This window comes from Rhodococcus sp. 1R11, from assembly GCF_004563845.1.
Taxonomy (GTDB): Bacteria; Actinomycetota; Actinomycetes; order Mycobacteriales; family Mycobacteriaceae; genus Rhodococcoides.
The window spans coordinates 221092-239517 of record NZ_SPNG01000001.1 but is presented as its reverse complement, the minus strand read 5'-3'; the positions used below and the strand labels follow the sequence as shown (position 1 = coordinate 239517).

Genomic DNA, 18426 nt, shown 5'->3' with positions numbered 1-18426 from the left:
TACTGTCAAAGCCCGGTTGCGGCGGCCGACCGGAGCATCTGACACTCTGGAAACTGTGAATCCGTCCACCGCTCAGGCCACTGCAGTCGTCGACGAACTGGCGCGCAGCGGGATCGAAGACGTCGTGCTCTGTCCCGGCTCGCGTAACGCCCCGTTGGCGTTCGCGTTGCAGGAAGCCGACGCGGCCGGACGGCTACGACTGCATATGCGGATCGACGAGCGAACCGCCGGATTTCTGGCCATCGGACTGAGCCTGGGTAGCGGCCAACCCGTTCCGGTGGTGATGACGTCGGGAACGGCGGTGGCGAACCTCGGACCCGCCGTGCTCGAAGCGAATTACGCTCGGATCCCGCTGATCGTCATCAGTGCCAACCGGCCGTACGAGATGCTCGGCACCGGTGCCAACCAGACCATCGAGCAGTTGGGCCTCTTCGGGTCGCAGGTCCGCGCGACGATCAGCCTCGGGCTCGCAGAGGAAGGACCCAAGCAGAACAGTCAGTGGCGAAGCGCGGTCTCGCGGGTCATCGCTGCTGCGCGCGGTGCGCGCTCGGGCAACGCCGGGCCGGTGCACTTCGACATCCCACTGCGCGAACCGTTGGTTCCCGCTCTCGGCGATCCGGGGGCGCGGCCCGAAGGACGTCCCGACGGGATGCCGTGGACCTCGACCACCCAGGCGACCCTCGACGTGCCGGTCGAACTCGATCTGACGGTCGACACCGTCGTCGTGTCCGGGCACGGCGGTGCCGTTCGTCCGGAGCTCTCCGGCTTGCCGACCGTCGCCGAGCCGACCGCGCCACTGCACGGAATTGCGTTGCACCCCTTGGCTCTGGCGCAGTTGAAGCCGCGTCAAGCCGTCATCACCGGTCGCCCGACCCTGCACCGGCAGGTGTCGGCGCTCCTCGCGGATCCGGCGGTGGACGTCATCGCGCTCACCACCGGCCCGCGGTGGCCCGACGTCTCGGGCAACGTACTGGCGACCGGCACGCGTGCCGTGACCACCGGCGCACCCGATCCGGCGTGGATCGCACGATGCGCTGCCGTATCGGAACGCGCCGAAAAGGCTGTGCACCAACAACTTCGAGAGCATCCCAAGCCGACGGGGCTGCATGTGGCCGACGCGGTGATGTCGGCATTGGAGCCCGGAGATCAGCTGGTGCTCGGGGCCTCCAATCCCGTGCGCGACGCGGCCCTGGTCTCCACTCCGATCCCGGGCGTGAAGGTTCTGTCCAACCGCGGCGTGGCCGGGATCGACGGCACCGTCTCGACGGCCATCGGTGCGGCGATGGCAGGAAAGCGCCGCACCGTGGCACTTCTCGGTGATCTGACGTTCTTGCACGACGCGGCGGGTCTGCTCATCGGTACCGGTGAGCCGCGTCCGGACGACCTGACGATCGTCGTCGCCAACGACGACGGCGGCGGCATCTTCGAGCTTCTCGAACAGGGCGACCCGCAGTACGCGGGTGTGTTCGAGCGGGTGTTCGGAACACCGCACGGAATGGACCTGGGAGCGTTGTGCGGGGCGTACCGCGTCGAACACCGTCTGGTGGACGTGGCGGAGCTGGCGGCCGAACTCACCGGCCACGCCGACGGAATTCGAGTGTTGGAAGTGACGACGGAACGGTCCGGGCTGCGCGACCTACATGCGGCGATCCGGGCCCGTCTCTAATTCTGTTGCGCCGCAACCCATTCGAGGGTTTCGCCGGTTTCCTGATCGATCATGTCCTTGATCATCTTGTTGATCAGGTCTTCGATCTTGCCGCCGACGAGCGGGATCTTGACCGTCGACTCGCCCTTGACGATCAGTTTGGCTCCGGTGCCGTCGGGGCGAAGTGAGAGGGTGCCGTTCACCTTCGCGGGTAGACCGGTGGTGCCGCCGACCAGCGTGCCCTCGGCGTGGTCGCCGTCGAGTGGACCCCAGTGGTCGGTACGCGAGACGATCAGCTTGCCCTTGATGACCTTCGTGACGAACCCGGGCAGTTCGGACGTGCCGACCTCCTCGGTGATGTCCACGGTCAAGCCGCCGTCGTCGTGCTTGGTCATCTCGTACCCGTCCGTCTTCTTCGCCTTGGCGAAGCGAGCGGCCCACTGGGCTTCACTGGTGAGTGCGGCGTGCACGTCAGCGGGCGGATTGGACGATTCGACGGTGAACTCGAAGCTGCGCGACATGAGCACAGACGCTACCGGAGCGGAGGCGAACAGGCCGCGAAGTAACCTGAACACCGTGACGGACACCGAGAGGGGCAGTCGAACTCTGCACAGAATCCGGCTGGTCGTGCTCGTGGCCGCGGTCGCCATCTCTGTTCTGTCGGTCCTCTTGGTGGTCGGTGCCTGGCGAAACGACGTCACCATCGACTCCGACAAGGGCGTCGCGACGGCCGAGGTGCTCTCGGCGGGCAAATTGCGTTCGGCGGTCAGTTTCATCACCCCCGACGGCGTGACCCACAACCCCAGACTCGGCGTCCTGTACCCCACCAATCTCGTCGTCGGGCAACGCATCGAGGTCGAGTACTACAAGGCGGACTCCGGCAACAACGACAGCGACAACGACCTGCTGGTGCGTGTCGCCGGCCGTGACGCCACCGTGGCCATCGTCCCCGCTGGATCGGTCATCGTCGTCACCTGGCTGATCGCCCTGCCGGCCCTGTTCTGGTTACGTCGCAAGGAGGCCCAGCGTATGGGGGCCCAGCGCACGGAGACACGGAATGCGTAATGCCCGGCACTGGGTCATCGCTGCTATCGCCGCCGCGGCCGGGTTCGCGTTGGTGAACTTCGGCAACATCGCGTCCTCGATCGTGGTGATGGTGCTCGTGGTGATGTTCATGCTCGTTCTGACGACTCCGGTGCTGTATCCGCGTTCTCTGTCCGACGACGCGTCTCGAGTGTTCGCGACCGAGAAATCGGTGCCGCTGATCTACTGGCGTCCCGGTTGCATCTTCTGCCTTCGGCTGCGGGTTGCGCTGTTGCTCCGCGGAAAGAAGGCCGTCTGGACGAACATCCGCGCAGATGTGGCTGCCGCAGCGAGGGTTCGGTGGGTGAACGACGGGAACGAGACGGTTCCGACGGTGTTCGTGGGCACCGAACACCGCACCAACCCGAGTCCGTCGTGGGTCGCCCTGCAATTCGTGTGACGTTGGCCCACACGTAACGTTGTCCATGCCTGGGCGACCGCGTGGCCACCCACACTGAGGACCGTGCGAGTAGCCATCGTTGCGGAATCGTTCTTACCCAACATGAACGGCGTCACCCACTCGGTGATCCGTGTCCTCGAACATCTCGAGAAAACCGGGCACGACGCCATCGTCGTCGCCCCCGACAATCCGTCCGGACCCCGAGCAGCGACCTGGCACAACGGCGTTCCGGTCCACCGAGTGCCGTCCGTGATGGTGCCGAAAGTCAGCTCCCTGCCCGTCGGGGTTCCTGGACTCGGAATGGTCTCGGCGCTACGGGCCTTCGCGCCCGACGTCGTGCATCTGGCGTCCCCGTTCTTGCTCGGAGCGGGCGGTCTGGCCGCAGCCAACCGCCTCGACGTACCTGCCGTGGCCGTCTACCAGACCGACGTCGCAGGGTTCGCCGCGAGCTACGGCCTCGGCCTCACCTCGAAGGCCGCGTGGCGGTGGACCAGGAGACTGCACCGCGGTGCGGCCCGCACTCTGGCACCGTCGACCTCGGCCGTCGACGCTCTCGAGCAGCACGGCATCCCGCGCGTGCACCGGTGGGCCAGGGGAGTGGACGCGGTTCGGTTCGCGCCCTCGGCTTCCTCTGCTGCCCTCAGGAGCCAGTGGGGTGCAGGCGAGAAGCTGATCGTCGGATTCGTCGGCAGGCTTGCCCCGGAGAAGCACGTCGAGCGGCTTGCCGTGCTGGCCGCGGACCCGTCGATCCAGCTCGTGATCGTCGGCGGCGGTCCCGATACGGCAGCCTTGCGGGCCCTGATGCCGAATGCGATCTTCACCGGACAACTCGGCGGCGACGAACTGGCGCAGGCCTACGCCAGCTTCGACATCTTCGTCCACCCCGGCGAACACGAAACCTTCTGTCAAGCAGTCCAAGAAGCCCTCGCCAGCGGAGTCCCCGTCATCGGTCCCGACGCCGGCGGACCCCGCGATCTGGTCTCGCACTGCCGAAACGGCTACCTGTTACCGGTCGACAAGTTCACCGAACTGCTTCCCAGTGCAGTCGGTGCCCTCGCCGAACCCACCACCCGCGCCCGCTTCGGTCACGCTGCCCGCCGATCGGTTCTGCACCGCACCTGGCCTGCCATCTGCGACGAGCTGATCTCCCACTACTACGACGTGCAAGGCATCACAGCGCCACGGGTGACCGAAGCAGCCTGAGTAAGCTGGAGTTCGTGGCCACGACATCGCGCGCAACCCTGGAAAAAGAGCCCCACGAGGTGGCGTCGATGTTCGACGGCGTCGCTCGCCGCTACGACATCACCAACACCGTTCTGTCGTTCGGCCAGGACCGCAGCTGGCGCAAGCTGACCCGTCGAGCCCTGGACCTGAAGCCCGGCGAGCGGGTTCTCGACCTCGCCGCCGGCACCGGCGTCTCCACCGTCGAACTCGGACGCAGCGGAGCCTGGTGCGTCGCCACCGACTTCTCCAAGGGCATGCTCCGAGCCGGGCTCTCCCGCGGAGTGCCGATGGTCGCCGGTGACGCGATGGCGCTTCCGTACGCCGACGCCAGTTTCGACGCCGCCACCATCTCGTTCGGCCTTCGTAACGTCTCCGACTTCGACGCCGGTCTGCGCGAAATCGCCCGAGTCACCAAACCCGGTGGGCGTCTTGTGGTGTCGGAATTCTCCACCCCGGTCTTCGGCCCGTTTCGCACGGCATACATGGAGTACCTGATGAAGGCGCTCCCCAAAGTCGCTCGCGCAGTGAGCAGCAACCCCGACGCCTACGTCTATCTCGCCGAGTCCATTCGCGCCTGGCCCACCCAGGAGCAGTTGGCTCAGCGCATCGCCGACGCCGGCTGGACAGACGTGCAGTGGCGCAACCTCACCGGCGGAATCGTGGCTCTGCACAAGGCAATTCGGCCCTGAGGCCGCGAGCGGCTACGAAAACGGCGGCCGCGAATCGATTTTCAGTGACGTGGTTCCCGCCGTGCGCCAGGTGCGAGCGACGAGGTCGCTGTCGGCCTCGGTGACCAGGTTGCCCATGCACCGGACGGCGACTTTCATCAGCGCCCGCGAGCGCATGCCCACCGGGCCCGCTGCGGGCAGGAACCTCGGCACTGTCAACAGTCCGGCGAGGCGTCGAGCAATCGAGAAGGCTTGGCCGTAGTGCTCACGTAGCAGGGCCGGCCAGGCGTCGGTCAGGTCGGAGTGATCGAGAAGGTCGACGACCATGCGGCCGCCTTCGAGTCCGTAGTCGATGCCCTCACCGTTGAGTGGGTTCACACACGCTGCGGCGTCGCCGATGATCGCCCAGTTCACGCCCGCGACCCCGGAGACCGCCCCGCCCATCGGCAGCAGCGCCGACGCGACCGACCGCAGCTCGCCGGTCAGTTCCCATTCCGACCGTCGCTGCTGGGTGTAGAGGTCCAGCAGAGGGCGGAGGGCTCCCGGTGCCGGCCGGGTGGCGGTGGCCAGCGTCCCGACGCCGATGTTTATGTTGCCGTCGTTCAGCGGGAAGACCCATCCGTAGCCGGGCTGCAGAGTGCCTGCGCCGTCGCGCAGTTCGAGGTGCGAGCTGATCCATTCGTCGTCGCTGCGCGCAGACGTGATGTACGCGCGGGCCGCGACGCCGAACGCGGTGTCGCGGTGCCACTGGCGTCCGAGTTGCTTGCCCAGCGTGGACCGGACGCCGTCGGCGACGATCAGAGTGCGGCACGCGATGTCGTGGCTGCCTTCGCCGGTCTGCAGCGTCACCGATCGGACCGCATTTCCGTCGCGGGTGACGGACACCGCTTTGGCACCCTCGGCCATCACAGCCCCGGCGTCGACGGCAACGCGGCGAATGCGGTCGTCCAATTCGGTTCGCGGGACGGCACTGCCCACGGCCGGGAAAGATCTGCTCGGCCATTCGAGCTCGAGTTCCTGGCCGAACCCACTCAGGCGCAACCCGCGATTGCGCGCGGTACCGCGAACCCATTCGCCCAACCCCAAGCGATCGAGTTCGGCGACCGCGCGCGGAGTCAGTCCGTCGCCGCAGGTCTTGTCCCGGGGGAAGACGGCCGCGTCCGCGAGTACGACGTCGCGGCCGGCTCGCGCGGCCCACGCTGCCGCGGACGATCCTGCGGGGCCCGCGCCCACGACCAACACGTCGGTCGAGGAGGGCAGGGCCGGGTTGGATGAGGTCACAGATCCCAGTATCCCGATCGCCGCGATGCTGCGTCGCCAGGGCCTCCGGTGGACGGTTGTCGTTGCCGCTGCTCACCGGGTGTATTCACCGCGGGAGCGGTGACGTCGTTCACTCATCGGCCCCGGGAGGGCGCGTCGGGAAGCGACTCGGGCTCGGTTCGGTGAGGGAATAGTCACCTGTGGTGGGCGGCACCGTCGTGCAAGTGTGCACACTAGGTTCATTACGGTAGTACCCGAGCAGCAGTTTCCGTCATCCATCGCCGCTCGACGCCGACGACAGGACAGGGATCAACATCGTGAGTACAGACGACGCGACCGCAGAAACGGTCGTTGCCGGGGTCGACCTGGGTGACCCGGAGCTCGCTCGATCCGTCGCCGACGGTCTCGCGCGCGTCGAAGAACTGATGATCAGCGAACTGTCCGACGGTGAGGAGTTCCTGACCGAGGCTGCTCTGCATCTGGCGAAGGCCGGGGGCAAGCGATTCCGGCCCCTGTTCACCGTGCTGACCGGCCAGCTGGGGCCGTCCCCGACCGATCCGGCGATCGTCACCGCCGCCACCGTGGTCGAGTTGGTGCACTTGGCGACGCTCTATCACGACGACGTCATGGACGAGGCGTCGATGCGTCGAGGTGCGGAGAGCGCGAACTCACGCTGGGGCAACAGTGTGGCGATCCTCGCAGGCGACTACCTGTTCGCGCATGCGTCTCGTCTGGTGTCGACGCTCGGGCCCGACGCCGTTCGCATCATCGCCGAGACCTTCGCCGAGTTGGTCACCGGGCAGATGCGCGAAACGATCGGGGCCAAGAGCACCGACGATCCCATCGCGCACTACTTGAAGGTCGTGTGGGAGAAGACCGGGTCGCTGATCGCCTCGTGTGGGCGCTTCGGCGGTACGTTCAGCGGCGGCGATGCCGAGCACGTGGGACGCCTCGAGCGCCTCGGCGACGCTGTCGGCACCGCGTTCCAGATCTCCGACGACATCATCGACATCTCCTCGGCCACCGAGCAGTCGGGTAAGACTCCCGGCACCGACCTGCGCGAAGGCGTACACACCCTGCCGGTGCTGTTCGCACTCCGCGAGGAAGGTGCCGACGGCGACCGCCTGCGTGAGATCCTGGCCGGCCCGGTCACCGAGGACGCCCTGGTCACCGAGGCTCTGGAGCTGTTGCAGCGGTCACCCGGCATGGTCGCGGCCAAGAAGACCCTCGGCGAGTACGCCGACCGCGCCCACGCCGAGCTCGCTCTGCTGCCGCAGGGCCCGGCCAACGACGCCCTGGGGCGACTGGTGAACTACACCGTCGAACGCGTGGGGTAGTCGCCCACTCGGTGAACGGGAACTGCAGGTCGGGGTGCCGTCGTTGAATCGGGTAGGAACACCCGGTACGAGGAGGCACCCGTCACGATGAACAGTTACGCCAACGGTGCGAAGACATTCGGCCTACTGGTCGGGATGTCTGCGCTGATCGTCTTCATCGGTTCGTTGTTCGGCAACTCGATGATTCTGATCGGGTCGATCGTGCTGGCTGTCGGCGTCAACGGCTACGCGTACTTCAACAGCGCGAAGATGGCGCTGAAGTCGATGCACGCCGTGCCGGTGAGCGAGCTCGAACAGCCCGCGATGTATCGGATCGTGCGGGAACTGGCGACCGCCGCGCACCAGCCGATGCCCGCGCTGTACGTGAGCCCGACCAACAATCCCAACGCGTTCGCCACCGGACGGAACCCGCGCAACGCAGCCGTGTGCTGCACCGAAGGCATTCTGCGGATGCTCGACGAACGGGAACTGCGAGCGGTGCTCGGGCACGAACTTTCGCACGTCTACAACCGAGACATCCTGATCTCGTCGGTGGCCGGTGCCATGGCGGCGGTCATCTCGGGCCTGGCGAACCTGGCCTTCTTCGCCAACGTCTTCGGTGGCCGCGGCAACGGGGGAGCCAATCCGCTCGCTCTGCTGCTGGTGTCGATGCTGGGACCCATCGCGGCCACGTTGGTGCGGCTCGCGGTCTCTCGCTCTCGGGAGTATCAGGCCGACCAGTCCGGTGCCGAGCTGACCGGTGATCCGCTGGCGCTGGCGTCGGCACTGCGCAAACTTGAGCAGGGGGTGCAGCTGGCACCCCTGCCGCCCGAGCCGCGGTTGGCCGCAGAGTCGCATCTGATGATCGCCAACCCGTTCCGCATCGGCGACAAGGCGGGCGCACTGTTCGCCACCCACCCGCCGATGGCCGACCGAATCGAGCGGCTCGAGCGGATGGCCGGCCACCGGCCCTACTGACCGGAGCCTGCGGCATGTGAGTGGAACTTCGTAGTCTGCTACGAGGTTCCACTCACATGCGGCGCTCTACCGGTAGTTGACGAACTGCAGCGCGATGCCGAAGTCCTCGTTCTTGAGCAACTGTTGGATTGCCTGTAGGTCGTCGCGCTTCTTGCTGCTCACGCGCAGCTCGTCGCCCTGGATCTGCGCTTTGACGCCCTTGGGGCCGTCGTCGCGGATCTTCTTGGAGATCTTCTTGGCGTTCTCGGTACTGATGCCCTGCACGAGCTTGCCGGTGACCTTGTAGACCTTGCCGGACGCGGCGGGGTCGTTGGTCTCGAAGGCCTTGAGCGAGACGTCGCGTCGGATCAGTTTTTCCTTGAAGACGTCCAGGGCTGCCTTGACCTTCTCCTCGGATTCGGACGTGATGACGATGGTCTCGGCCTCGCCGCTGCCGGACCATTCGATGCTGGTGTCCGATCCCCGGAAGTCGAAGCGGGTCGCCAGCTCCTTCGCGGCCTGTCCGAGAGCGTTGTCCACTTCCTGACGGTCGACTTTGCTCACTACGTCGAAGGACGAATCAGCCACTTCTCACACTCTCCAGTCGAATCGAAAAATTTGTATCTGCGGTGGTATCGGTCCACATCCCGCTGGGACTTTATCGGCCCGCTACCGACCGTATCCACCCGGTTTGCGTTCCGGGGGGACGTTCGTTGTATTCTTCTCACCGCGTCGAAGACCAGCACGGACTTCGATCGCAGCACGGCAGATTGCCCGAGCGGCCAATGGGAGCGGACTGTAAATCCGTCGGCTTATGCCTACGTAGGTTCGAATCCTACATCTGCCACACCTGGAACCCCGGCGAGAAATTTTCTCGCTGGGGTTTCCATGTGAAGAGGACAAATCAGGGTCGCTGACCTCGCAATTTGGCAGTCGGTGCTCGGAATGTGTAACCTCTTGAAGGCTTCAGCGCACGGCCTGTTCGTGTGTTGGCGAGGAGCCTGCGGAACGAGAGTTCCCGTAGTCACTCGCCCCCTTAGCTCAGTCGGTAGAGCGTTTCCATGGTAAGGAAAAGGTCAACGGTTCGATTCCGTTAGGGGGCTCGCTGGATTGGATGGCTCGACGCCGCGCTCCCGTTCGTGGGATGGTGGACGATGAGCACCTGAGGCGGTGTAGCTCAGTTGGTAGAGCAAACGACTCATAATCGTTGCGTCGCCGGTTCAAGTCCGGTCACCGCTACACAGTAGGCAAGCACGGCAAGTAGCACGCATGAACAGTCCTGATTGACCCAGATCAGATTTACCCGAAAGTAGGCGTCCAGTGGCCTCCTCCACCGATGTGCGGCCCAAGATCACCTTGGCCTGCGAGGTTTGCAAGCACCGCAACTACATCACCAAGAAGAACCGTCGGAACGATCCCGACCGCATCGAGCTGAAGAAGTTCTGCTCCAACTGCGGCACGCACCGGGCGCACCGCGAGTCTCGCTAGTTCCAACTGCCCTTGCGTAAGGGTAGAAAAGGTCGTTTCCACCGTGTCACAAGCACCACTCGATGCTGCGGCATCAACTGAAATTCCGGCCATGGATGTATCCGCTCACGCGGCATCCATGGTCGGTTTTCATTACCGCGTCGACGACTTCTACGAGGTCGGCCGCGAAAAGGTCCGTGAGTATGCGCGTGCGGTCCAGGACTTCCATCCCGCGCATCATGACGAGGACGCAGCGAAGGGCCTCGGTTACGACGGTCTCCTCGCGCCCTTGACCTTCATTTCGCTGGTGGGCATCATCGCGCAGACGCGGATGTTCAAAGAGGTCATCACCGGTTACGACCCGAGTCAGATTCTGCAGACCGATCAGCGGCTGCAATTTCACCGCCCGATCCAGGTCGGCGATCGATTGGTGTGCGACGTGCACCTAGAGTCGTTTCGGCAGATGAGTGGCAGCGACATCATGACCACCAAGAACATCGTCACCGATCAGAACGGCGAGATCGTGCAGACGACGTGGACGACCATCGTCGCGCGTACCGGCGGCGAGGTCGACGAGAACATCGCGCACGCGGTCAAGGAAGTGATCATGCATGGCGCTTCGTAGTTTCGACGACGTCTCCGTCGGATACGAGTTGCCGGAGCGAGTCGTCATGCTCACGCGCGGCGATCTGGTGAACTACGCGGGTGTGTCCGGAGATCCGAATCCGATTCACTGGAGTGACGAGGTCGTCCGTCTGGCCGGCCTGGACAACGTGATCGCGCACGGCATGCTGACGATGGGCCTCGGTGCCGGGTTCGTCACGTCGTGGCTGGGTGATCCCGGTGCGGTCACCGAATACAACGTCCGCTTCACCAGCTCGGTCTACGTGTCCGCGGACTCCTCGGCTGCGGTCGAGTTCTCCGGAAAGATCAAGTCGGTGGATGCGGACGAGCGAACTGCCGTCATCGCTATCGTGGCGAAGTTCGAGGGCAAGAAGATTTTCGGGCGAGCGACCGCTACGGTGCGCTTGGCCTGATGATGGGTCGATCCGGACGGGCGCTGTGCGGCCGGAACGACGGGATTTATCTGTTCCGAAGAGTGTGCAGTACACTGAGATTTCTGGGGTAATCCGGCGCTGTGCGCTGCCCGCGTCCTCCTCGGAGGTTGTGTGGTTTCGCGTGAATGCGTCGGGTGGACACCAGAGCGGCCGAGAAGTTTTCGGCCGAAGGGGCGTAGCTCAATTGGTAGAGCAACGGTCTCCAAAACCGTAGGTTGCAGGTTCAAGTCCTGTCGCCCCTGCCCAAGGTGTCAGCAACTGAGAGGAACGACGTGAGCGAGGAGCGCGGTAAGCGCGACGGTCGATCGGAGGAGTTCGAGAACTCCTCGGCTCCAGACGACGTCGCACCTGGCTCCGAGGGCCGTTTCTCCGATGCTGACACAACCGCAGATGATCCCGCTGCAGGCGCAGTGGCTCCCACTGGCAAGCGGGCGTCCGGCAGGTCCCGTGGCAGCGCCGCCGGCGTGTCGATGACGAAGGCCGCGCCCGCGAAGGCCACTCCGGGCAAGGCTCGGTCCCGCAAGGCCAAGCTCGACAAGCGACCGAATGTGTTTCTGCGTCTGCTGCAGTTCTTCCGCGAGGTCGTCGCCGAGCTTCGGAAGGTCATCTGGCCGAACAAGAAGCAGATGGTCACCTACACCACCGTCGTGCTCGTCTTCCTGGCGTTCATGGTCGCGTTCATCAGTGGCCTCGATCTGCTGTTCATCAAGGGCGTCGGCTGGCTGTTCGGTTGACCGAACGCAGTTGCCGTGACTTTTCGACGATCGAACCGAGCAGGAACTAGAGAAAGGGTGCTGACGTGAGCACGCCGCACAACGACGCCACCGAAGTGGCCGCATTCGACGCCGATGTCGAGGCGACCAAGCAGGGCCTCGAAGCGGAGCAGGCCGCTCAGGACCGCGAGACGGACGAAGCAATCAAGGCCGACGTCGCCGCTGCCGCCGGGGACGACGTTCCCGCCGAAGGCGACGAGACATCCGAGGTCACCGCTGACGTCGACGTCACTGCAGAGCCCGAAGATCCCGTTGCCGAGATGAAGGCGGCTCTGCGCCGCGCTCCCGGTGACTGGTACGTCATCCACAGCTACGCCGGATACGAGAACAAGGTCAAGGCCAACCTCGAGACCCGTGTGCAGAACCTCGACGTCGGTGACTACATCTTCCAGGTGGAGGTTCCCACCGAAGAGGTCACCGAGATCAAGAACGGCCAGCGCAAGCAGGTCAATCGCAAGGTTCTGCCGGGCTACATCCTGGTCCGCATGGAACTGAACGACGAGTCCTGGGGCGCGGTTCGCAACACTCCCGGCGTCACCGGTTTCGTCGGCGCGACGTCACGTCCGTCGCCGCTGACCATCAACGAGGTCGTCAAGTTCCTCATGCCGCAGGAAGGTGCCAAGAAGGACGCGAAAGCGGCCACAGGCACTGCCGAGCAGGGCAGCGACACCACGTCGAAGCCCACCATCGAGGTCGACTTCGAGGTCGGCGAGTCGGTCACCGTCATGGACGGCCCGTTCGCGACCCTCCCGGCCAGCATCAGCGAGGTCAACGCAGAGCAGCAGAAGCTCAAGGTGCTGGTATCGATCTTCGGCCGTGAAACCCCGGTCGAGCTCGGCTTCACTCAGGTCTCCAAGATCTAGAAGCCGACCGCACAGACTTGCAGTAGCAACCGCAAGAAACCCGAGCGAATACAAGGAAACAAGACATGCCCCCGAAGAAGAAGAAGCTAGCCGGGATCATCAAGCTTCAGATCCAGGCCGGTGCCGCCAACCCGGCACCGCCCGTCGGCCCCGCATTGGGCCAGCACGGCGTCAACATCATGGAGTTCTGCAAGGCGTACAACGCCGCGACCGAGTCGCAGCGCGGCAACGTCGTGCCCGTCGAGATCTCGGTCTACGAAGACCGGACGTTCGACTTCAAGCTGAAGACTCCTCCCGCTGCCAAGCTGCTGCTCAAGGCTGCAGGCGTGGCAAAGGGCTCCGGCGAGCCGCACAAGACCAAGGTCGCCAAGGTGACCATGGATCAGGTGCGCGAGATCGCCAAGACCAAGCAGGAAGACCTCAACGCCAACGACATCGATCAGGCCGCGAAGATCATCGCCGGTACTGCTCGCTCGATGGGCATCACCGTCGAAGGCTGATTCTCAGCCCTCAAGCGTCACGTGGGAGAGCCGGCCAGGCTCGTCAACCACTCTGAACTCGAACGAAGGACAGTAAGACATGGCAAAGCGCAGTAAGGCCTACCTCGAGCAGGCCGCCAAGATCGACCAGGACAACCTCTACTCGCCTCTGGAAGCCGCCAAGCTGGCCAAGGAGACCGCGTCGAGCAAGTTCGACCCCACCGTCGAGGTCGCAGTGCGACTCGGCGTCGACCCCCGCAAGGCAGACCAGATGGTGCGCGGCACCGTCAACCTTCCCCACGGCACCGGCAAGACCGCTCGGGTTATTGTTTTCGCCGCTGGTGAGAAGGCTGCTGAAGCCGAGGCAGCAGGAGCCGACGTCGTCGGTGCAGAAGATCTGATCGAGCGCATCCAGGGCGGATTCCTGGACTTCGACGCCGCTATCGCGACCCCCGATCAGATGGCCAAGGTCGGCCGCATCGCCCGCGTCCTCGGACCGCGTGGCCTGATGCCGAACCCGAAGACGGGCACGGTCACCAACGATGTGACCAAGGCCGTCAACGACATCAAGGGCGGAAAGATCAACTTCCGCGTCGACAAGCAGGCCAACCTGCACTTCGTCATCGGCAAGGCCTCGTTCGACGAGACCAAGCTGGTGGAGAACTACGGCGCAGCGCTGGACGAGATCCTGCGTGCGAAGCCGTCGTCGGCCAAGGGTCGTTACGTCAAGAAGGTCACCGTCTCGACCACCACCGGACCCGGCGTCCAGGTCGATCCGAACCGTACGCGCAACCTCCTCGAGGACGACGCGAACGCGTAATTTCTTTCAGCTCCGATCGAAGGCCGGTCTCCCTGTGTGAGGCCGGCCTTCGTCGTTCTGTCCTGCCGAGATCTAGGCTGCGTTCGCGCGAGCGAAGTTGGCCAGCACGAGGCCGCTGATCCGGTCGAGTAACGCTGCCGGCAGGTCGTGTGCCATGCCCTCGATGAGAGTCAGCTCCGCGCCGGGAACTGCCCGGGCGATGGCCTTGCCACAGGCCGGCCGCACGAGTCTGTCCGCGGTCCCGTGGATGACGGTCGTCGGTGCGCTGATCTTCTGTGCGTAGGGCTTGAGGCTGCCGGTGCCGGTGATGGCCGCCATCTGCCGAATGACGCCGGACGGGTTGTAGTTGCGTTCGTACATCACCTGGGCGATTTCGAGCTGTTCCTCGAGCGGGGTCCGGAACCCGGGGGAGCCGATCGTGGACAGTGTCTTCGCCGAATGAGCGATGATCTCGTCCTTCGTGGCGTCCTTGCCGACGCCACCCATCAGAGGTAGCAGCGCCCGGGGATCCGGCGGTGGCAGGAATGCCTCGTTGGTGCTCGAGAACAGAATGGACACGGACTTGGTTCGCTGCGGGTAGCTACCGGCGAACACCTGCGTGATCATGCCGCCCATAGACGCGCCGACGACGTGCGCGGAGTCGATGTCGAGGTGGTCGAGTACGCCGACTGCATCGGCGGCCATGTCGACGATCGTGTACGGGACGTCCGACGACATTCCCAGTTCGTGCCGGAGGAGCCGCAGAATCTGCCAGCCGTGCACCTTCCGACCCGTCATCTTCGTCGACAGGCCGATGTCGCGGTTGTCGATGCGGATCACTCGATAGCCGGCGTCGACGAGACGCGTGCAGAAGTCCATGGGCCACAGTGTCAGCTGCGCAGACAGACCCATGATGAGCAGTACGGCGGGGTCGTCCACCGAACCCATGTCCTCGTATGCGATGTCGATGGAGTTCGACGGCGCGATGCCTTGTTCAATTCTCATGTTCTCGTTCCTACCAGTCGGGGTCGCCCAGCACCGGAACCACCAGGTAGCTGGGATCGTGTGGGTCGATCGCGATGTCCTGTGGTCGCAATCGAGTGCGCACGATGTCGGGCAGGATGGGGATGAACCGTGTTGCGTCGGTGGCGAATACGGCCACCCGGAGGCGATGACCCGTCGCGATCACAGCCTCCGTTCCGAGAATGTCGATGTCGAGTGTGATGGGCTGCCCGGCGGGTACCGGCAGCACAGTGGCCTTGGTGAGTGGGTGGTACGGCCGGGTGTAGTCGCCGTTCGGTGCGAACAAGGATCGCTCGTCGTCCACGGCTCGGCGAGACGCGAGCAACGCCCCATTGCTCAGTACGGTCGACTTACCATCCGGGGCGACGTCGCAGATCATGATCGCCCACAACGCTTCTCGGGCACGGCAGATCACGCGCATATGCAGGTTCATCGGCCCCGACAGCACAGCGTCCGCGCGGGCGGGTTCGGTGGTGAACGTGGCGGCGGCACCTTCGGCGAATCGGTTGTCGTAGGTGAAGCCGCCGCCCAGTACGGCCGTGACACCCGCGAGAACCTGTGTGGTGTCCCGGGATACGACGGCACGCAGGGATGGACGTACGGTCAGCCGGCCGGAAGACGTGGACGGCTCGAAAGCGAGGCTGCCGTCGCCGGCGGCGTGGGCGGCGGTGTTCGACGCCTCGGCCGACAGGTACAGCCGGCGCGGTTGTGCCTGGGGAGCCGGAAAGCGGCCGTGCGCAGTCCAATTGCCGCCCTGTTGTCGTAGGGTGACCGGCCCGTAGTTCTCGATTCCGTTGTCGATGTCGCACAGCCACCTGTCGAACCAGGCTCGTTCGAGTACGTCCAGTCGTGGTGGGAATCCCGGTTCACCGAAACCGATTCCGGGATTGACGTGGTAGCCGTCGCCGACGAGTAGTTGTTTGGAGCCGCGTTCGAGAGCGAGTCGGTTGTAGATGTCCGGGGCCGAGCTGCCGAAGATGTCGTGCCAGCAGCCGTACAGAAAGGTCGGCGCGGTGATGTCCTCGATGACCGCGTCGATGGTGTCGTAGTACGCGTCGTCGTAGATTCGCGGATCATCGCCCGTGACAAAGCCTTTGGCCAGATCGAACAGGTTGGTCGCAGGTGATCGGATGCGATCGCGAAGCCAGGCGAGAGTATCGATTCCTCTCACGGCAGGTGCCCATTTGAGTCCGTTGACGGCAGCGAGCCACAGGGGAATGAACGCCGAGGTCGCGCCTCCGGTTGCGAAGATCTCGCGAACGATGTCCACCGAACCTTCGACGGCGAATATTGCGTCGAGCCCGTCGGGTCTCTTGGCCGCCGCCTGCAGTGCGTTGATCGCGGAGTACGAGATCCCGGCCATGCCGATTCTGCCGTTGCACCAGTATTGCCGGCGTGCCCACTCGATCACTTCGATGGAGTCCAGTTGTTCTCGGGTGCCCAGCACGTCCCAGGTGCCGGTGGAGCTTCCGGTTCCTCGAACGTCGACGATCATCTGGACGTAGCCGCTGCGCACGAGGTGGCGGTTGACCGACAACAGATCCGCGGCTCCGCCCGCGACCACACGAGTGATTTCGGTGATGCCGTCGAACGCGGTGCCGGTCAGGTCGAATGCCGACGAGAACCTCCTGATCGCTCGGCCGAGGATCGGTGTTTCCAGGATCGTGTCGATGCTCTTGATCAACAGCTTGTTGTACGGCGTCAGGTTCAGCACTGTCGGGAACGATCCCGGTACCGGCTGTCCGGACGCATCGGCGGGCCGGAAGACGTATGCGCGCAGCGCCGCCCCGTCGCTCATCGGAATGCGCACATCGGCCGAGACGGACACTCGTGGGTACCGGGGGTCCTCGGCTGTGATCGCTGCCCAAGCCTGCGCGGCCTCGCCGCCGCTGGGATCGCGCGGGGGTCGCAGGAGGGGGTGGGGCTCGACGGCGGTCATGGAGAACGATTAGACCTCCGAACGACCCTGTTTGTCCTGAGGAACGCGAATCGGTCGTGGTGTGCTCCAACGACTCGGCCTCCGTCCTGTGATTTTTTGGGAACCTTCTCAACGCCGGTTGAGCAGCGCTGTGGGGCATACCAGACTTTCGAAACCAGCGAGTACGAAGTGCGCTGCGTTGTTAACGTCTGCCCGTCCGAGTGATGTGGGACACCGACCGTTGCAGGGGAGTACGAATGCACGTAGAGGCACTGTTCGGAGACGGATCGCTACGGCCGATGTGGCCGCACGCGGACGCATTGATCACCAGCGAATGCCCGGGGCTTCGCTTCGCCGGCAAGTACGCCGATGTCGTCGCCCTCAGCAACGGTGATCCCACCGCGCTGCGGCCGTTCATCGACGAGGAGACCCGTCGACGGGTAGCGAGCATGGCAGCGCCCCGCACCGACACCGCACTCGTGTTCGGAGCCAACGGTTTTCTCGGCGCGCATCTGATCGGTCGTCTCACCCGGGACTCCGCCGTCGACGTCGTGTACGCCGTGGTCCGTCCCACCGAGGAGGAGTCGGCTGTCGCGCGACTCCAGCGCACGTTCGACCAGTACGAGATCGTGGTCGATGCGGACAAGATTCGGATCGTAGAAGGCACGCCGACCTCGTTCCGCTTCGGTCTGGACAAGGCCGAGTATTTCGAGCTCGCCGCCGGTGTGGGCCAGATCTTCAACTGCGCCAGCTCGACCGACTACACCGAGAGCTACGCCGAGCTGCGGGACGACTGGTTCGTCAGCGTGCTGCGCATTCTCGAATTCAGCATCACCTCGGTCCGAAAGCACCTGACGTACGTCGGCAGCATCGGCGCGCATCTCTACCAGAAGCCCGAGGACTTCCGGCGTCCCGACTCGTGGTGGTATTCCGGATACGCCCAGATGAAGTGGGTCAACGCCACCTTGCTCGGATGGTTGTCGATGTCGGACACCTATTCCGTCACGCTGGCCGAGGCCCCCTACATCCTCGGCAGTACCGACTTGGGCCTCGATCCGGGCCGCGTCTACAGCTTCTGGCGCATCGTGGAGTTGGCCATCGCGGCCGGCGCGATCTGGGACGGGCCGGGAATGAACTACGTTCCGGTGGACGTGATGTGCGACGTCATGGCCGGTAACGCACTGCGTAGCCACCCGCTCACCCGATTGTTGCCCAGTAACCCGACCGGTTACGGACACGATCTGTACGCCGAGCTCCTCGGCCTCGACCTGGTGAGCTGGGACGAGTTCGTCGAACGCGTCAGTGTCCGTATCTCTCCTCGGTTCGCCGAGACGATGCTCGCCGACAACATCGACAAGCTCATGCGGCTGGTGCACAAGCCGGAGGCCATCCTGCCCGTCGACCACGACACCTCCTGGTGCGATCATCGCAGGCTCTTCGAGCTGTACTTCGAGAAGGCCCAGCTCAAGACGCTCACCCCTGTCGTCAACTGA

20 protein-coding genes and 4 tRNA genes are annotated in these 18426 nt (G+C 64.7%); 19 read left to right on the top strand and 5 right to left on the bottom strand.

Going from position 1 to position 18426, the window contains the following annotated elements:
* The first annotated feature begins 55 nt into the window (after window positions 1-55).
* Window positions 56-1666 (top strand): 2-succinyl-5-enolpyruvyl-6-hydroxy-3-cyclohexene-1-carboxylic-acid synthase, encoded by a 1611-nt coding sequence (gene menD / locus E4P29_RS01165; protein ID WP_135041222.1) that lies wholly within the window; start codon window positions 56-58, stop codon window positions 1664-1666.
* Here menD and E4P29_RS01160 read toward each other — a convergent pair.
* Window positions 1663-2166 (bottom strand): DUF2505 domain-containing protein, encoded by a 504-nt coding sequence (locus tag E4P29_RS01160; RefSeq protein WP_135041220.1) that lies wholly within the window; start codon window positions 2164-2166, stop codon window positions 1663-1665. The genes menD and E4P29_RS01160 overlap by 4 nt on opposite strands.
* Window positions 2167-2221: 55 nt before the next feature.
* Here E4P29_RS01160 and E4P29_RS01155 point away from each other — a divergent pair, with 55 nt between their 5' ends.
* From E4P29_RS01155 to E4P29_RS01140, 4 genes are all read left to right on the top strand, one after another.
* Window positions 2222-2710, top strand: coding sequence for a DUF3592 domain-containing protein (locus tag E4P29_RS01155; protein ID WP_209205260.1), 489 nt, complete (start codon window positions 2222-2224; stop codon window positions 2708-2710).
* Entirely contained in the window at window positions 2703-3128 is a 426-nt protein-coding gene (locus E4P29_RS01150; protein ID WP_135041218.1) for a glutaredoxin domain-containing protein, read from the top strand. The genes E4P29_RS01155 and E4P29_RS01150 overlap by 8 nt, the downstream gene beginning before the upstream one ends.
* 63 nt (window positions 3129-3191) lie before the next feature.
* Window positions 3192-4331 (top strand): glycosyltransferase family 1 protein, encoded by a 1140-nt coding sequence (locus E4P29_RS01145; protein ID WP_209205259.1) that lies wholly within the window; start codon window positions 3192-3194, stop codon window positions 4329-4331.
* Between the two features lie 14 nt (window positions 4332-4345).
* Complete coding sequence (locus E4P29_RS01140) at window positions 4346-5041, top strand: demethylmenaquinone methyltransferase (RefSeq protein WP_027498286.1); 696 nt, start codon at window positions 4346-4348, stop codon at window positions 5039-5041.
* Between the two features lie 12 nt (window positions 5042-5053).
* Here E4P29_RS01140 and E4P29_RS01135 read toward each other — a convergent pair whose 3' ends face one another.
* Window positions 5054-6301 carry a geranylgeranyl reductase family protein gene (locus E4P29_RS01135; RefSeq protein WP_135041216.1) on the bottom strand — a complete coding sequence of 416 codons (1248 nt, stop codon included), beginning with the start codon at window positions 6299-6301 and terminating at the stop codon, window positions 5054-5056.
* A 296-nt stretch (window positions 6302-6597) separates the two neighbouring features.
* Between E4P29_RS01135 and E4P29_RS01130 the strand changes: the two genes are divergently transcribed.
* Complete coding sequence (locus E4P29_RS01130) at window positions 6598-7617, top strand: polyprenyl synthetase family protein (RefSeq protein ID WP_135041214.1); 1020 nt, start codon at window positions 6598-6600, stop codon at window positions 7615-7617.
* 87 nt (window positions 7618-7704) lie between these two features.
* On the top strand, window positions 7705-8574 hold the full coding sequence (htpX, locus tag E4P29_RS01125) for a zinc metalloprotease HtpX (protein ID WP_135041212.1): 870 nt from the start codon (window positions 7705-7707) through the stop codon (window positions 8572-8574).
* 66 nt (window positions 8575-8640) lie between these two features.
* On the opposite strand, the gene E4P29_RS01120 is transcribed toward htpX, so the two are convergent.
* The gene (locus E4P29_RS01120; protein ID WP_135041210.1) at window positions 8641-9141 is read right to left on the bottom strand and encodes a YajQ family cyclic di-GMP-binding protein; all 501 of its coding nucleotides are present in this window, start codon (window positions 9139-9141) and stop codon (window positions 8641-8643) included.
* Window positions 9142-9317: 176 nt separating this feature from the next.
* Here E4P29_RS01120 and E4P29_RS01115 point away from each other — a divergent pair.
* The 11 genes from E4P29_RS01115 (at window position 9318) to rplA (ending at window position 14013) form a co-directional block, all read left to right on the top strand.
* A tRNA-Tyr gene (locus E4P29_RS01115) sits at window positions 9318-9400 on the top strand.
* A 183-nt stretch (window positions 9401-9583) separates the two neighbouring features.
* Window positions 9584-9656: transfer RNA gene (locus E4P29_RS01110), tRNA-Thr, on the top strand.
* A 63-nt stretch (window positions 9657-9719) separates the two neighbouring features.
* A tRNA-Met gene (locus E4P29_RS01105) sits at window positions 9720-9792 on the top strand.
* An 81-nt stretch (window positions 9793-9873) separates the two neighbouring features.
* Window positions 9874-10041, top strand: a complete 168-nt coding sequence (gene rpmG, locus E4P29_RS01100; protein ID WP_027498281.1) for a 50S ribosomal protein L33 — start codon at window positions 9874-9876, stop codon at window positions 10039-10041.
* Between the two features lie 91 nt (window positions 10042-10132).
* On the top strand, window positions 10133-10645 hold the full coding sequence (gene hadA / locus E4P29_RS01095; RefSeq protein ID WP_135041208.1) for a (3R)-hydroxyacyl-ACP dehydratase subunit HadA: 513 nt from the start codon (window positions 10133-10135) through the stop codon (window positions 10643-10645).
* Window positions 10632-11057 (top strand): (3R)-hydroxyacyl-ACP dehydratase subunit HadB, encoded by a 426-nt coding sequence (hadB, locus tag E4P29_RS01090; RefSeq protein ID WP_135041206.1) that lies wholly within the window; start codon window positions 10632-10634, stop codon window positions 11055-11057. The genes hadA and hadB overlap by 14 nt, the downstream gene beginning before the upstream one ends.
* Window positions 11058-11247: 190 nt before the next feature.
* Window positions 11248-11320 (top strand) — tRNA-Trp (locus E4P29_RS01085).
* 30 nt (window positions 11321-11350) lie between these two features.
* The gene (gene secE, locus E4P29_RS01080) at window positions 11351-11812 is read left to right on the top strand and encodes a preprotein translocase subunit SecE (protein WP_135041205.1); all 462 of its coding nucleotides are present in this window, start codon (window positions 11351-11353) and stop codon (window positions 11810-11812) included.
* Window positions 11813-11877: 65 nt separating this feature from the next.
* On the top strand, window positions 11878-12714 hold the full coding sequence (gene nusG, locus E4P29_RS01075) for a transcription termination/antitermination protein NusG (protein WP_135041203.1): 837 nt from the start codon (window positions 11878-11880) through the stop codon (window positions 12712-12714).
* A 65-nt stretch (window positions 12715-12779) separates the two neighbouring features.
* A complete protein-coding gene (rplK, locus tag E4P29_RS01070; RefSeq protein ID WP_008713829.1) occupies window positions 12780-13214 on the top strand; it encodes a 50S ribosomal protein L11 in 435 nt (144 codons plus the stop codon).
* Between the two features lie 79 nt (window positions 13215-13293).
* Window positions 13294-14013, top strand: coding sequence for a 50S ribosomal protein L1 (gene rplA, locus E4P29_RS01065; protein ID WP_027498276.1), 720 nt, complete (start codon window positions 13294-13296; stop codon window positions 14011-14013).
* A 72-nt stretch (window positions 14014-14085) separates the two neighbouring features.
* Here the strand turns inward: rplA and E4P29_RS01060 are convergent, their stop codons facing one another.
* A complete protein-coding gene (locus E4P29_RS01060; RefSeq protein ID WP_135041201.1) occupies window positions 14086-14997 on the bottom strand; it encodes an alpha/beta fold hydrolase in 912 nt (303 codons plus the stop codon).
* A gap of 10 nt (window positions 14998-15007) precedes the next feature.
* Window positions 15008-16954, bottom strand: a complete 1947-nt coding sequence (locus tag E4P29_RS01055; protein WP_135041199.1) for a CocE/NonD family hydrolase — start codon at window positions 16952-16954, stop codon at window positions 15008-15010.
* A gap of 236 nt (window positions 16955-17190) precedes the next feature.
* On the opposite strand from E4P29_RS01055, the gene E4P29_RS01050 reads away from it, so the two are divergent.
* The gene (locus tag E4P29_RS01050) at window positions 17191-18426 is read left to right on the top strand and encodes an SDR family oxidoreductase (protein WP_135041197.1); all 1236 of its coding nucleotides are present in this window, start codon (window positions 17191-17193) and stop codon (window positions 18424-18426) included.

What these genes read in the sequence shown, in the direction of transcription:
- E4P29_RS01160 (WP_135041220.1), bottom strand. Translation starts at nt 2,166, where the DNA reads ATGTCGCGCAGCTTCGAGTTCACCGTCGAATCGTCCAATCCGCCCGCT.
- E4P29_RS01150 (WP_135041218.1), top strand. Translation starts at nt 2,703, where the DNA reads ATGCGTAATGCCCGGCACTGGGTCATCGCTGCTATCGCCGCCGCGGCC.
- htpX (WP_135041212.1), top strand. Translation starts at nt 7,705, where the DNA reads ATGAACAGTTACGCCAACGGTGCGAAGACATTCGGCCTACTGGTCGGG.
- hadA (WP_135041208.1), top strand. Translation starts at nt 10,133, where the DNA reads ATGGATGTATCCGCTCACGCGGCATCCATGGTCGGTTTTCATTACCGC.
- hadB (WP_135041206.1), top strand. Translation starts at nt 10,632, where the DNA reads ATGGCGCTTCGTAGTTTCGACGACGTCTCCGTCGGATACGAGTTGCCG.
- rplK (WP_008713829.1), top strand. Translation starts at nt 12,780, where the DNA reads ATGCCCCCGAAGAAGAAGAAGCTAGCCGGGATCATCAAGCTTCAGATC.
- rplA (WP_027498276.1), top strand. Translation starts at nt 13,294, where the DNA reads ATGGCAAAGCGCAGTAAGGCCTACCTCGAGCAGGCCGCCAAGATCGAC.
- E4P29_RS01060 (WP_135041201.1), bottom strand. Translation starts at nt 14,997, where the DNA reads ATGAGAATTGAACAAGGCATCGCGCCGTCGAACTCCATCGACATCGCA.
- E4P29_RS01055 (WP_135041199.1), bottom strand. Translation starts at nt 16,954, where the DNA reads ATGACCGCCGTCGAGCCCCACCCCCTCCTGCGACCCCCGCGCGATCCC.
- E4P29_RS01050 (WP_135041197.1), top strand. Translation starts at nt 17,191, where the DNA reads ATGCACGTAGAGGCACTGTTCGGAGACGGATCGCTACGGCCGATGTGG.